General features: G+C 43.8%; 14 protein-coding genes. 10 read left to right on the top strand and 4 right to left on the bottom strand.

All coding sequences use genetic code 11. From position 1 onward, the window contains the following. Positions 1 to 11: 11 nt before the first annotated feature. Together AT15_RS03470 and AT15_RS03465 are read right to left on the bottom strand one after the other, a co-directional pair. A complete protein-coding gene (locus AT15_RS03470) occupies positions 12 to 443 on the bottom strand; it encodes a DUF881 domain-containing protein (protein ID WP_068346391.1) in 432 nt (143 codons plus the stop codon). A 42-nt stretch (positions 444 to 485) separates the two neighbouring features. Beyond that, positions 486 to 758 (bottom strand): HU family DNA-binding protein, encoded by a 273-nt coding sequence (locus AT15_RS03465; RefSeq protein WP_068346389.1) that lies wholly within the window; start codon positions 756 to 758, stop codon positions 486 to 488. 107 nt (positions 759 to 865) lie between these two features. Here AT15_RS03465 and AT15_RS03460 point away from each other — a divergent pair, with 107 nt between their 5' ends. The 10 genes from AT15_RS03460 to miaB all read left to right on the top strand — a co-directional run bounded on the left by AT15_RS03460 (position 866) and on the right by miaB (position 9,802). Further along, positions 866 to 1,789 carry an ABC transporter substrate-binding protein gene (locus AT15_RS03460; protein WP_068346387.1) on the top strand — a complete coding sequence of 308 codons (924 nt, stop codon included), beginning with the start codon at positions 866 to 868 and terminating at the stop codon, positions 1,787 to 1,789. After that, on the top strand, positions 1,789 to 2,523 hold the full coding sequence (locus tag AT15_RS03455) for an ABC transporter permease (protein ID WP_068346385.1): 735 nt from the start codon (positions 1,789 to 1,791) through the stop codon (positions 2,521 to 2,523). Before AT15_RS03460 ends, AT15_RS03455 begins: the two co-directional genes overlap by 1 nt. Beyond that, positions 2,513 to 3,286, top strand: coding sequence for an ABC transporter ATP-binding protein (locus tag AT15_RS03450; RefSeq protein ID WP_068346383.1), 774 nt, complete (start codon positions 2,513 to 2,515; stop codon positions 3,284 to 3,286). The genes AT15_RS03455 and AT15_RS03450 overlap by 11 nt, the downstream gene beginning before the upstream one ends. A gap of 251 nt (positions 3,287 to 3,537) precedes the next feature. Next, on the top strand, positions 3,538 to 4,086 hold the full coding sequence (locus tag AT15_RS03445; RefSeq protein ID WP_068346381.1) for a YceD family protein: 549 nt from the start codon (positions 3,538 to 3,540) through the stop codon (positions 4,084 to 4,086). A 19-nt stretch (positions 4,087 to 4,105) separates the two neighbouring features. Next, positions 4,106 to 4,288, top strand: a complete 183-nt coding sequence (rpmF, locus tag AT15_RS03440) for a 50S ribosomal protein L32 (protein ID WP_068346379.1) — start codon at positions 4,106 to 4,108, stop codon at positions 4,286 to 4,288. A 2-nt stretch (positions 4,289 to 4,290) separates the two neighbouring features. Further along, positions 4,291 to 5,295, top strand: coding sequence for a phosphate acyltransferase PlsX (plsX, locus tag AT15_RS03435; RefSeq protein WP_068346377.1), 1,005 nt, complete (start codon positions 4,291 to 4,293; stop codon positions 5,293 to 5,295). Between the two features lie 2 nt (positions 5,296 to 5,297). Then, complete coding sequence (glmS, locus tag AT15_RS03430) at positions 5,298 to 7,121, top strand: glutamine--fructose-6-phosphate transaminase (isomerizing) (RefSeq protein ID WP_068346375.1); 1,824 nt, start codon at positions 5,298 to 5,300, stop codon at positions 7,119 to 7,121. Positions 7,122 to 7,130: 9 nt separating this feature from the next. After that, positions 7,131 to 7,481, top strand: a complete 351-nt coding sequence (gene rsfS / locus AT15_RS03425; protein WP_235598490.1) for a ribosome silencing factor — start codon at positions 7,131 to 7,133, stop codon at positions 7,479 to 7,481. A gap of 103 nt (positions 7,482 to 7,584) precedes the next feature. Beyond that, complete coding sequence (gene rpsB, locus AT15_RS03420) at positions 7,585 to 8,412, top strand: 30S ribosomal protein S2 (protein ID WP_068346371.1); 828 nt, start codon at positions 7,585 to 7,587, stop codon at positions 8,410 to 8,412. A 64-nt stretch (positions 8,413 to 8,476) separates the two neighbouring features. Next, complete coding sequence (gene miaB, locus AT15_RS03415; RefSeq protein ID WP_068346369.1) at positions 8,477 to 9,802, top strand: tRNA (N6-isopentenyl adenosine(37)-C2)-methylthiotransferase MiaB; 1,326 nt, start codon at positions 8,477 to 8,479, stop codon at positions 9,800 to 9,802. Positions 9,803 to 9,898: 96 nt separating this feature from the next. On the opposite strand, the gene AT15_RS03410 is transcribed toward miaB, so the two are convergent. Both AT15_RS03410 and AT15_RS03405 read right to left on the bottom strand, forming a co-directional pair. Further along, the gene (locus AT15_RS03410; RefSeq protein ID WP_084251432.1) at positions 9,899 to 10,186 is read right to left on the bottom strand and encodes an exodeoxyribonuclease VII small subunit; all 288 of its coding nucleotides are present in this window, start codon (positions 10,184 to 10,186) and stop codon (positions 9,899 to 9,901) included. After that, a complete protein-coding gene (locus AT15_RS03405; protein WP_084251430.1) occupies positions 10,187 to 11,728 on the bottom strand; it encodes an exodeoxyribonuclease VII large subunit in 1,542 nt (513 codons plus the stop codon). It abuts the gene before it with no gap. Positions 11,729 to 11,764 lie beyond the last annotated feature (36 nt).

Genomic DNA, 11,764 nt, shown 5'->3' with positions numbered 1-11,764 from the left:
TCTATCACTCCCTAAGGGATAACTATTTTTTCAAGAGAGAGGGCACTTACTGAAAATCCGCACGATTTTAAGTGTTCAATCAAAATTGAAAGACCCGAAAGAATATAATCAGGGTCACCAATTATCTCGATTTTTAAGGGATCGGGAACAATCTCTCTGTTATTTATAGTAATAGAAGGTCCAACACATCTCACAAAGGTATATGGGTCTATTTTGATGCCGTTTATTGAAAAATTCTTGAGTCCAAGTGCGTATAGTTCGTTAATTATCCTCAAAATATCAGTATCGTGTATCACACCAAACCCTTCGCCAGCAGATGCCACCATGAGCCTTACCCCGGTCCCATTATGCCCAAAGTAAATTGGATAATGAGACAGAAAAACAAAAAGAAGCAAGACCGCTATGAAAATTTCCAGTATAAAAATCCCTTTGATATATTTCAAAACACACACTCCATAAAAGGGCGGCTAATGCCGCCCTGAAGCTTACTTCACTCTGTTCTTAAGTTCTTTTCCGGGAACGAATTTAGGTACTTTAGCAGCAGGGATCTCAATAGGCTTTCTTGTTCTTGGGTTAACCCCTGTCCTCTGTTTCCTCTTTACGACTTTAAAGGTTCCAAAGCCAACAAGTCTGACTTCTTCGCCTTTGGAGAGTTTTTCTTCGATGATTTCAACGATGCTGTCGAGGATCAGGCCCGCTTCTTTTTTAGAAGTTTCGACGCGTTCTGACAATGCAGCGACGAGTTCTTTCTTGTTCATGCTTTCCCCCCCTTTCGATAGGATTCGCATATATTCTACCACTCAAAAGCATTAAAACCAAGCATAAGGGGAAATTGTATTATAATGTCATTAGAGGAGGGATTAGTATGAAAAGATTTTTGTTGACGATTGCTCTTATTTTAATAGCTGTGAGCGCTTTAGCGACTTATACTTACATGAATCCCATAGGTCCAACATTGATACCGGTTGCGAGAATGATAACTGATTCAGATGATAATGGGGTGATTGGAGGTTTTCAAATCGCATATTGGAAAACTGTTGATGAGGCAATTTCCAGTGTTGTATCTGGAAAAGCAGATATCATTCTTTTACCTGTGGTAATAGGCGCACAGCTCTATGCAAAAGGAGTGCCGATTAAGCTTGCTGCAGTGAGCATGTGGGACGGGTTCTATTTTGTCTCAAAAGAAAAAATAAGCTCTATTGAAGATTTATCCGGGAAGGCAGTTTATACGCTTCACGCACCGGGCCAAACGGCTGATGTCATATTGAAAGCCGCAATTGATTCTGCTGGCCTTGACAGGAACAGTATCTCCATTTTATATGCGGCGGGCCCGGAAGCCATTCAGCTCTTCGCCGCTGGGAGGGCGGATGTATTGCTTGTGCCGGAACCTTTCGCTTCATTGGCGGGCTTTAAGGTACCCGGAGCTGAAAAATATCTGCCAATACAGGAAATCTGGAGAATGGTTTCAACCGGGAGCGCAAATGTTCCAACTTCCGGGATTTTTGTGAAAGAAGGACTTCCGGTGGATGTTGTGGATTCCTTTTTACTTCTTTATGAGCAATCTTTGTTGCTTTCACTTGCTCACCCGGAAGAAACTGCAAAAGTCGTTTCAGAAAAAATGGGAGGCTTTCCCGTCGCGGTGCTGCTGGATGCCATACCCGGTATAAGATTCGAGTTCGGACGTTCTGATAGGGTAAAGGGATCAGTAAAAGATTATCTTGATACCCTGAAAAATATTGAATCGGAATTGCTGGATCGGGAAATTGACTTCGAAAAACTATTTTGGTGATGGATAAGAGCTATTTTCTATCAGCATTGTTGCTATTTCTCATCTGGGAAATCATCTTTATTGTGGTTGGAAACTCGCTGTTGCTACCGGGACCAATCGAGACAGCAGTGAAGCTGGTTGAATTGATAACTACGGGAGCGCTTTGGACTCCCCTCCTTTCAACTGTGGCGAAGGCTACCCTTGGCATGCTGCTTGCCTTGCTGTTATCGCTTTTCACGGGTTTTTTGCTCGGCATTTCGAATTTTCTGTATATATTGTTCAGGCCTGTCATATTAACGCTTCAAGCTGTCCCGATCGTATCCTGGCTTGCGCTGGCCATTCTCTGGTGGGGGGTGGGATTTAGATCGCCTATGTATATCGTTTTTCTTACGCTGTTTCCCATTATGACGTTAAACATAATCCAGGGAGTAAGAAGTGTTGATATAAAATTGATAGAAATGGCAAAGGTTTTTTCCCTGAAAAAGGGAATAATCTTTAAGGATATATATCTCGGATCCATTCTCCCCTTTGTGTTTTCTTCACTGAAAATAAGTTCGGGAGCGATGTGGAAGTCCGTGGCTGTTGCTGAATTTATGGTTGGGGCAACAGGTATTGGCCGCAAAATTGCTGATGCCAAATATTTTCTCGACACAAGCAGCGTTTTCGCTTATACCTTGGTGCTAGTCTTTCTCGGGCTGGTAAGCGAAACAGTGTTCAACGTTATTTCGAAGAAGGTTTTCAATTATGCTGGTTGAAGCAAAGAGTATTTCTAAAGAGTTTAATGGCGTTGAAATCATAGGTGATTTCTCCATTGAAGTGATGCGAGGGGAATTTCTGAGCATACTTGGTGAATCAGGTTGTGGCAAAACAACGCTCTTGAAAATTCTTTCCGGTATCCTGAAACCCGATAAAGGGAACGTAATCAGGAAATTCTCCAAACAGGGTTTTGTGTTTCAGGATGACCGTTTAATTCCATGGAAAGACGCCTTTTACAACGTCAAAATCGTTTCAGATGAAAAACGTGCGAAAATATCCCTTGAGAAAGTGGGAATGGCAGAACACTCCAGAAAACGTCCGGCACAGCTGAGTGGAGGCATGATAAAGAGGGTTTGCCTTGCTCGAGCCCTGGCTCTTGACCCTGAAATAATCTTTCTGGACGAACCCTTTTCATCTCTTGACATCGTTACAAGAATGAAGCTACTTGACATGCTAAGAAAAATATGGATGGAAAGTTCCTGCACAGCGGTTATGGTTACTCACGATCCCTTCGAAGCGGCTTTTCTGTCAACAAGGGTAATTGTTACAGGCAATAAATTCAAACATTTTCATATAATCAAAAGTGGATCACCTCTAAACAGAAGCCTGTCAGAAGTCCTTTCTCTTCAAAACGAGCTTATTGGACTTCTTGAAGATACCGTGAGCGGTGGTCGAAAAAGGACCTGGGAACATTTCCAGAGACGAGAAGGCAATCAAAAAAGAGATAAAACAACCGGGAATGAAGACAGAAATAGTAGGTGAGAAGCGAAAAATAAGAATTTGGGCTTCTCGGATTTTCGGTTACTATAACTCGGTTCTCCGAATCTCGGTTTCTCAAATCACATACAACGCACAACCAACAACCTGCAACAAATTAGCCTTTGCTTCATCAGCCGTCGCTCCGCTAATCTGTGTTTTTATATTGTTCAAAAAGGTGTATGCTTAATGAAATAACCTTGTAGTAATATTTGCACGCTGAAGTATAAGCAATAAGCATTTGGAGGCAGGTTAAAATGTCGGACAGAATTGTTAGAGAGCTCCTTGTGGATATAAATTCCTTTGAAGACACCAAAAAAATAGTGTTATCTATTGATAATCCCTTTGAAGAAATTGAATGTTATAGCCCCATCACCATTGAGCTGGTTTTATATAAGGAGAAAGATTCCATTATTGTCTCGGGAAATGTGAACACCACAGTGGTTGAGAAATGCTCCCGGTGTTTGAAGTCTGTCAGGCTTCCTGTTGATGGTATCATAGAAGCTCTTTACGTCAGCCAGGGTAAATTCCTTGACAGGAACAAGAGTGGGCCCGCTGGCGAGCTTGACAACATGTTCCTTCTTTCAGGGGATATACTGGACTTGTCAGAGAGGGTAATAGAGGCTATAATTGTTGAGATTCCACAAAAAATCCTTTGTTCAAATGACTGCAAAGGACTTTGTCCGGTTTGTGGAATGGATCTGAACGAAAATCCACAACATCATTGCGAAACACCCAAAGAGCCACAGGATAAGTGGCATTCTTTGTTGTATAATTTAAAAGAGAATATATCAAAAGACCAATGAATGCTTAGGAGGGATAATCATGGCAGAGCCCAAACAAAAGAGCTCGAGGAGTAGATCACACCACAGAAGAGCAAAGAATTACCGCCCAATCAAAGTTACCGTTTCGGTGTGCCCAAATTGCGGCGAACCCAAAGAACCCCACAGAGTCTGTTTGCACTGTGGATATTATGGAGGAAAACAGATTCTGGAAATAGGTGAATAACAATGTCAGGAGTTAAAATTGCTCTTGATGTTTTTGGAGGAGATCTGGCGCCTGATGTCAACATTGACGGCGCCATTTCAATTTTGAAGGAAGAACGCCTGGATCTTGAGCTGTACCTTGTGGGGAAAGAAGAGGTTATAAAAAAGCTCCTTCGCGATAGAGGCTTCACCCACGAAAAACTGCATGTTATTGATGCTCCCGAGATTTTTGGTATGGCCGAAAAGCCTTCTGCAATATTGAGGAAAAAAGATACTTCATTGTACCGCTCAGCACAGCTTGTCAAAGAAGGGAAAGTCGATGCAATGGTGTCCGCAGGCAACACCGGTGCGGTACTGGCAGTTGCACTTTTTGTCGTTGGGAGGATCAAGGGCGTTGAGCGCGGGGCAATTGCCACTCCAATCCCCAGTAAAAGAGGGTTCACGGTCTTGCTGGATTGCGGCGCAAATGTGGAAGTAAGGCCTGAGCATCTCAGGGATTTTGGGAAAATGGGATTCCATTACGCGAAGCTTCTGGGGAAGACTTCACCGAAGGTGGGGCTTCTGAATGTTGGCGAAGAAGAAGAAAAAGGCACAAAGGATACAAAGGCCGCTTTTGAAATGCTAAAGGAAACTCTCGGGGACAGTTTCTGCGGGAATGTGGAAGGCCGGGATATATTGTATGGCGATGTGGATGTGGTGGTTACAGACGGCTTCAAAGGAAATGTCGCCATGAAAGCTATTGAGGGAGCAGCAAAGTTTATCGGTGATGTCCTTAAATCCCAGATCAAAGCCTCCGGATTTGCGGGAATCCTGGGAGGACTCTTGCTGAAAGGCGCTTTTAACAGGCTTAAAAAAACCCTTGACCCGAGCGAATATGGGGGAGCTTTTGTACTTGGCGTAAAGGGTGTGGTTACAAAGGCCCATGGAAATTCAAATACGCTCGCAATTAAAAATGCTATAAAGGTTGCTCACGAAGGTGTCAAAGGTAAACTGGTTGATAAGCTTCAAAAAGAATTTGGGGGGAACTAACAGTGTGTGGCATTGTTGGAATGGTTGGTGAGGGAGTGAAAATAGAAAGCCTCATCGAAGGACTCGAAAAGCTCGAATACAGGGGGTATGATTCTGCTGGCATTGCTTTTCCTGAAAAGCAAAGGGTAAATGTTCATAAAACTGTCGGAAAAATTGCTAACCTTAAAGAAGAGCTTGCACCTTTTATGAAATCCACAATAACAGCTGGTATTGCCCACACACGCTGGGCGACACATGGCGCCCCAACAGGTGCAAACGCCCATCCTCACACTGATTGCAAGGGGAAAATTGCCGTCGTCCATAACGGTATAATAGAAAACCACTCAGAGCTGAGGAAAAAGCTCATTAATTCGGGTCACAAATTCCATTCTGAAACCGATACAGAAGTCATTGCTCACCTTGTTGAGGAGCATTATGAAGGAGACTTGCCTTCTGCGATAAGGCATGCCCTCGTTGATCTTGAAGGGGCCTATGCAATAGCGGTGGTGCATGCCGACAACCCGGACATGATAGTAGCTGCCAGGAAGGGAAGCCCCCTTGTTGTAGGTTTTACCGAAAGCGAAGCCTTTCTTGCTTCTGATGTTACACCCTTGCTCAAATATATAAGGGATGTATACTTCATCGAAGATGGAGACGTTGTTCTACTGGCTCCGGGCAAGCTGGAAATTTCAAGAGTTGATGGCAGCACCGTGAAAAGACCTGTCACGCACATAAACTGGAGTGAGAAATCAGCTGAAAAGGGTGGTTTTCCCCATTTCATGCTGAAGGAGATCTTTGAAGAGCCAGAAGTTCTCAGAAATGCCCTTGCGGGCCGCATCAAGAATGGGAAAGCCCATCTTCCTGAAATGGAGAGCGTCCAGTCCCGGATCAAATCCGCAAGGAACATACAGATCGTGGCCTGTGGCACGAGTTATCACGCAGGGCTTGTGTTAAAACGTTTTCTGGAGGATCACGCATCAATAAGTGTCGAAATCGATGTCGCTTCTGAATTCAGATACAGGAATATACATATAGATAATTCCACCGTTGTAATTGCCATATCCCAATCAGGGGAGACCGCGGATACCCTTGAAGGCATAAGAAAGGTGAAGGCCCAGGGAGGAACTGTTGTAGCCGTTACAAATGTAGTCGGTTCTACGCTTGCCAGAGAAAGCGACGTGGTGGTATATCTTAATGCAGGACCTGAAATTGGTGTGGCTGCAACAAAAACCTATGTATCACAGCTTGCGGTTCTGTATATAATAGGAGCGTATTTCAGCCAGATAAGGCAGGATGACGATCGAGTAATACAGATTATTAATGAGCTGGAAGGAATGCCTACAGTCTTTGAAAGTACCTTATCCACGATTAATGAATCCATTGTTCAGCTCGCAAAGGAATATTACCAGTACAGACACTTTATGTATATAGGGAGAGGTTATGGATATCCCACGGCAATGGAAGGTGCCCTTAAGCTCAAAGAGATAAGCTATATACACGCGAGCGCTTATCAGGCTGGAGAATTAAAACATGGGCCTATTGCCCTTTTAGATAAAGAATTTCCCGTTTTTGCAATTGTGCCAGACGACGGATTGAAAGCCAAAGTGCTTTCAAATATCATGGAAACCAGAGCAAGAAACGCAAGGGTTGTCGCCATATGTACAGAGGGAGATCAGGAGATAGGAAGGATTGTCAACAGCAGGATAGAAGTTCCCCGCGTATCCGAGGTGCTTTACCCTCTGGTTATGTCGCCTTATTTACAGCTTTTTGCGTATCATGCCGCCGTACTCAGGGGGAACGACCCGGATAAGCCCAGAAACCTGGCAAAAAGCGTAACCGTTGAATAAACAGGAGGTGTGAAGTTGGAAAATTTCATTAGAGAAATTCTTCGGGTTATAGATAAAAAAGATGCCAGAGATATTGTGGTACTGGATGTTGCCGAGGTTTCAAACCTCACAAGTTATTTCATAATCGCCACGGCCAATTCCGAACCACATATGGAAGCTTTGAGAGATGCTGTGCTGGAGTTATTAGAAAAAAATAATCTTCCTGTAATTTATTACGATAAAGGTAGAGGTTATGATTGGATGGTTATTGACGGAGGGCATTTCATTGTTCACCTGTTCAGCGAAAAAGGGAGGGATTTCTATTCCCTGGAAGACCTCTGGCTGAACGCGAAGCGCTACACAGTGGAGGAGCTCCTCTGAAAATAACCGCAAAACGCACGGGATTATACAAACCGGTCACGGTGCCCCTCACGGGTCGACCGGTGGTTCCCGGAGGAAAAAACCAAATCTGGAGGTGTATGTTGTGTCGGTAATTAGCATGAAACAGCTACTGGAAGCAGGCGTGCATTTTGGTCACAGAACCAGAAGATGGGATCCCAGAATGAAGCCATATATCTATGGCGAAAGAAAAGGAATCTTCATCATTGACCTTCAAAAGACCCTGAAGATGGTCGAAGAGGTATATGACTACGTGAAATTGAGAGCATCAGAAGGAGCAGAATTTCTTTTTGTTGGAACCAAGCGTCAGGCACAGCAGATTGTCGCCGATGAAGCGAAACGCTGCGGAGCATACTATGTTAACAACCGCTGGCTTGGCGGGCTGCTTACAAACTTTGTGACGATAAAAAAGCGAATTGAAGTGTTGAAACAATACGAAGAAATGGAAGAGACCGGCGAACTCGATAAATTACCCAAAAAAGAGCAGAGCGTCATCAGAAAGAAACTCGACAAACTCAGAAAGAACCTGGACGGTGTCAAGGATATGGCCCGCATACCGGATGTCATTTTTGTAGTTGATCCTAAAAAAGAGGAAATTGCAGTTAAGGAAGCGAACAAGCTGGGAATTACCGTTATCGGCATAGCCGATACCAATGCCAATCCGGACGTCCTTGACTATTTAGTCCCCGGGAACGACGATGCCATAAGGGCCATAAAACTCATCACACAGACCATAGCAAATGCTATACTCGAAGGCAGAGAAGGCATGAATGTTGCTGATGAAGAAGAGACAGTACCTGTAAATGTGGTAGAAGAAGGAAGTTCCGAAGAACCCAAAACTGTTGAAGAAGTACCCGCTGCTAAAGAAGAAGTTCCTGCCGGAGAGAAAAAAGATTCTGAAGAAGAACTTTAATTGTTTTCCAATAAAACCTGAGCGACGGCTAAAGCCGTCGCTTTTTTGAAGAAAGGTGATTGATTTGAAAGTAGCTTTTAAGACCTACGGCTGCCAGATGAACGTCAACGATACTGAAACAATGGCTGGCCTTTTGATAAAAGCCGGACATGAAATAGTGGAAAATGAAGAGGAAGCCAATGCTGTTATTGTCAATACCTGTGCTGTCAGGGAAAAAGCCGAAAAAAAGCTCTACGGAAAGCTTGGAAGACTAAAAGCTCTTAAGAAAAAGAACAGAGCTTTAATTGTAGGTGTCGCCGGTTGCGTGGCGGAAAAGGAGAAGGAAAAGCTCCTTGATAGGGATGAAGTGAACTTCGTTATGGGAACAAGAAGCATTGCCAAGATTGCAGAATTTCTTGAAAGGGCAGCAAAGGGTGAAAAATTCCTCGATATGTCCGATCATCTTGATAAAATCAATTGGTCAACACCAAGGCACCACACAAGCAATCACCATGCCTGGGTGACCATAATATACGGCTGTAACAAATTCTGCTCCTATTGTATAGTTCCATATACCCGGGGCAGAGAAAAGAGCCGCCCCATGGACGATATCCTGAAAGAAGTAAAAATCCTTGCAGAAAAAGGTTATCGCGAGATAACCTATCTGGGACAGAACGTCGATTCCTATGGAAAAGATAGAAAAGACGGCAGTTCTCTGGCTGCTCTCATAAGGAAAACCCTTGAAATCCCCAAAATCGAAAGAATCTGGTACCTCACCTCTTATCCGAAGGATTTCAGCGACGAGCTGATAGGAGTTATAGCGTCTTCAGATAGGGTATCAAGGTCTATTCACCTGCCCGTGCAGTCAGGCAGCAACAAAATATTAAAGGCCATGAACAGAGGATATTCAAAGGAAGAATTTCTAACACTCATCGAAAGGATAAGAACTGAAATACCGGACGCCTCTATCAGCACAGATATAATAGTAGGCTTCCCTGGCGAAACCGAAGAGGATTACCTTGAAACGAAGGAACTAATTGAAACAGTGCGTTTTGAAAGGGTAAACCTTGCCATGTATTCTCCGCGTGAAGGAACGGTTTCAGCCAAGTACTTCAAAGATGATGTGCCACACGAAATAAAAGTAAAAAGGCTGAATGAACTTCTTGAGCTCCAAAAACGTATTAACAGGGAAATAAACGAAGCTTATAAATCAAAAGAATTACAGGTTATTGTCGAGGATACTCTCAAAGACGGCAAACTTTATGGCCGAACCATAAACAACAAGATCGTGATTTTTGAAGGCCCCAAAGAACTCATCGGGGAGAAGTTGAATGTTAAGATTGAAACGGTCACTGCCGGTCCTTTGTATGGATCCGTAATAACAAAAGAATTATTAACTGAGACTGAATAAATTCTTCAGTAAATCACTCAGCCATTCTCCAAGATTCTGAGCAAAATGAACAATAAAAGGGTCACCTCTCGGGGACCCTTTTTGCCTTCAAGAATGTCAATCCGAGTTTTTCAACAATTCTTTGTATTTTCTATCTATCTCCTCTTTCTTATTCTGAACCACGGCGAGTTTTTCACGGCAGTGCATGAGAAGGTCCATTCCCTTTTCATAGAGCCCGAGGGCGTCTTCAATATCTATCTCGTCTCCCTGCTCATCAAAGAACTTCGATATGGCATCCACGAGCTCCATTGCCTGGGCGAATTTCAGCTCTTTTATCCTATCTTCTGTGAGTGTTTCCAGAAAAGCCCCCAGTTCTTCAAGACTTTCAAATGCTGGTAGTTCCATTTATTTCACCCCTTCCTTTAACTTCTTTGCCAGAGGTTGTTTTTCCTTAACTTCGGACAATATGATGCCATCTGTTATTCTGAGTTTTAACTCATCTCCCCTTTCCACCTGCTCGATGGTGACAAGGGGCTTCCCCAAAGCATCAGTGGCGATTGCACCGCCTTTCAGGAGAGAATGTAGAGGGTTTATGGACCGTATCTTTGCAGTGTATTCTCTGCTATGCTGTTGAGCAAGGTTGAAGATATAATCAGCGGCTGATGTCAATCTGTGAATGCTTTCTTTGAATTCTTCCTTTCGTTTATCCAGAAAAGCAGAAATGGGTGGTTGAACTTCTCGAATTGCTGTTTCAAATAAGCTCAACCTTTTTTCAATCTTTTTGCCTATTGTAAAGATGCCCTCCGTTTCAGTTGCTGTCAAAGAACGTTTTCCTCGAAAAATTTGAGAGAGCTTTGAAGATAGTTCTTTGTAGCCTCCCTTTAGTGCCTTTTCGCTTTCGTGGCTGTATGCTGAAATCGAGCTTAGCAGCCGTTTGGTCTGGAGATCTACTTCCCTTTTATAGCTTGAGAGATAGCGGCCAACCCTGTAAGCGGTAAGAAGTTCAACATCTTGGTTCAGGGCACTGTTGCATTTTTCGATGATTTCCATGAAAGAACTGAAAAAAGCTTCAGCACTTCTTTCGAGATTTTCGAGATACCTGAGGTTTGTTTCAGCAATTTCTCTGCCTGCGGAGGTGGGGGTTTCAAGGGATAGGCTGGCAACGTAATCCAGCAGAGTTTTGTCTTCTGTATGGCCGATCGCTGAAATTACGGGTATTTTTGATAAACAAACTGTTCTTGCCAGCTTTTCATTCTCGAAATACAGAAGACTTCCCTGTGCGCCTCCTCCGCGCAGGATCACTATTAGCTGTATGCCTGTTTCTTGCGCCTGTGCGCTTTCAATGGCTTTGCAGATTTCCTCAGCTGCTGATGCACCCTCCATAGCAGTGGGGTAAAATAAAATATCGGGTAGCAGGGGAGAATGGCTCAAGCTGGCAACAAAATCGGTAAGCCCCCTTGTCCCCGGGGAAGCGATGACTGAGATTTTCGTAATGGGTTCTTTCAATTCAAAAAGGGAAGCAAGTTTCTTCACGGGATATAACCCGTCCTTTTCCAGCTCTTTCAATATGGAGTTCCGGCGCTTTTCGATGCTCCCCTTTCCATAGGGAAGTATTTCATATGCTTCCAGCACGTACCGGTTCTGGGTAACTCTGAAGTTTAGATTTCCTGTGAGCGCATATTCAAGGCCTTCGAGCTCTTTGGGGCTTTGTATTTTAAGACTTTTCAGCAAAGATTTGGGGTCGGCGAGCTGGCAGTTCAGCCTGTATGTGTAATTGCCTGACCTTGTCTTGGAGCTTTCTACAAGCTCCAGATCAAGCACGCCCCTTCTGTTTATTCTGGCGTTTCGCACCTCGCCGACGACTTCGACTTCGCTGCCAAGGTGCAACCTTGAGAACTCCCTAATCCACCACATTAGTTCAGAGACCCTTTGAAATTGACGCTTCATATTATTCCCCCTTATATAATGTTACCACGCCTTTTA

The organism is Kosmotoga arenicorallina S304 (assembly GCF_001636545.1).
GTDB lineage: Bacteria > Thermotogota > Thermotogae > Petrotogales > Kosmotogaceae > Kosmotoga_B > Kosmotoga_B arenicorallina.
The sequence above is the reverse complement of the archived record's forward strand: the minus strand, read 5'-3'. Positions and strand labels throughout refer to the sequence as shown.

Excerpts from the sequence above, each read along its gene's own strand:
- AT15_RS03445 (WP_068346381.1), top strand. The coding sequence starts at position 3,538 with ATGTCGGACAGAATTGTTAGAGAGCTCCTTGTGGATATAAATTCCTTT.
- AT15_RS03460 (WP_068346387.1), top strand. The coding sequence starts at position 866 with ATGAAAAGATTTTTGTTGACGATTGCTCTTATTTTAATAGCTGTGAGC.
- plsX (WP_068346377.1), top strand. The coding sequence starts at position 4,291 with ATGTCAGGAGTTAAAATTGCTCTTGATGTTTTTGGAGGAGATCTGGCG.
- AT15_RS03410 (WP_084251432.1), bottom strand. The coding sequence starts at position 10,186 with ATGGAACTACCAGCATTTGAAAGTCTTGAAGAACTGGGGGCTTTTCTG.
- AT15_RS03450 (WP_068346383.1), top strand. The coding sequence starts at position 2,513 with ATGCTGGTTGAAGCAAAGAGTATTTCTAAAGAGTTTAATGGCGTTGAA.
- AT15_RS03465 (WP_068346389.1), bottom strand. The coding sequence starts at position 758 with ATGAACAAGAAAGAACTCGTCGCTGCATTGTCAGAACGCGTCGAAACT.
- AT15_RS03405 (WP_084251430.1), bottom strand. The coding sequence starts at position 11,728 with ATGAAGCGTCAATTTCAAAGGGTCTCTGAACTAATGTGGTGGATTAGG.
- rpmF (WP_068346379.1), top strand. The coding sequence starts at position 4,106 with ATGGCAGAGCCCAAACAAAAGAGCTCGAGGAGTAGATCACACCACAGA.
- AT15_RS03455 (WP_068346385.1), top strand. The coding sequence starts at position 1,789 with ATGGATAAGAGCTATTTTCTATCAGCATTGTTGCTATTTCTCATCTGG.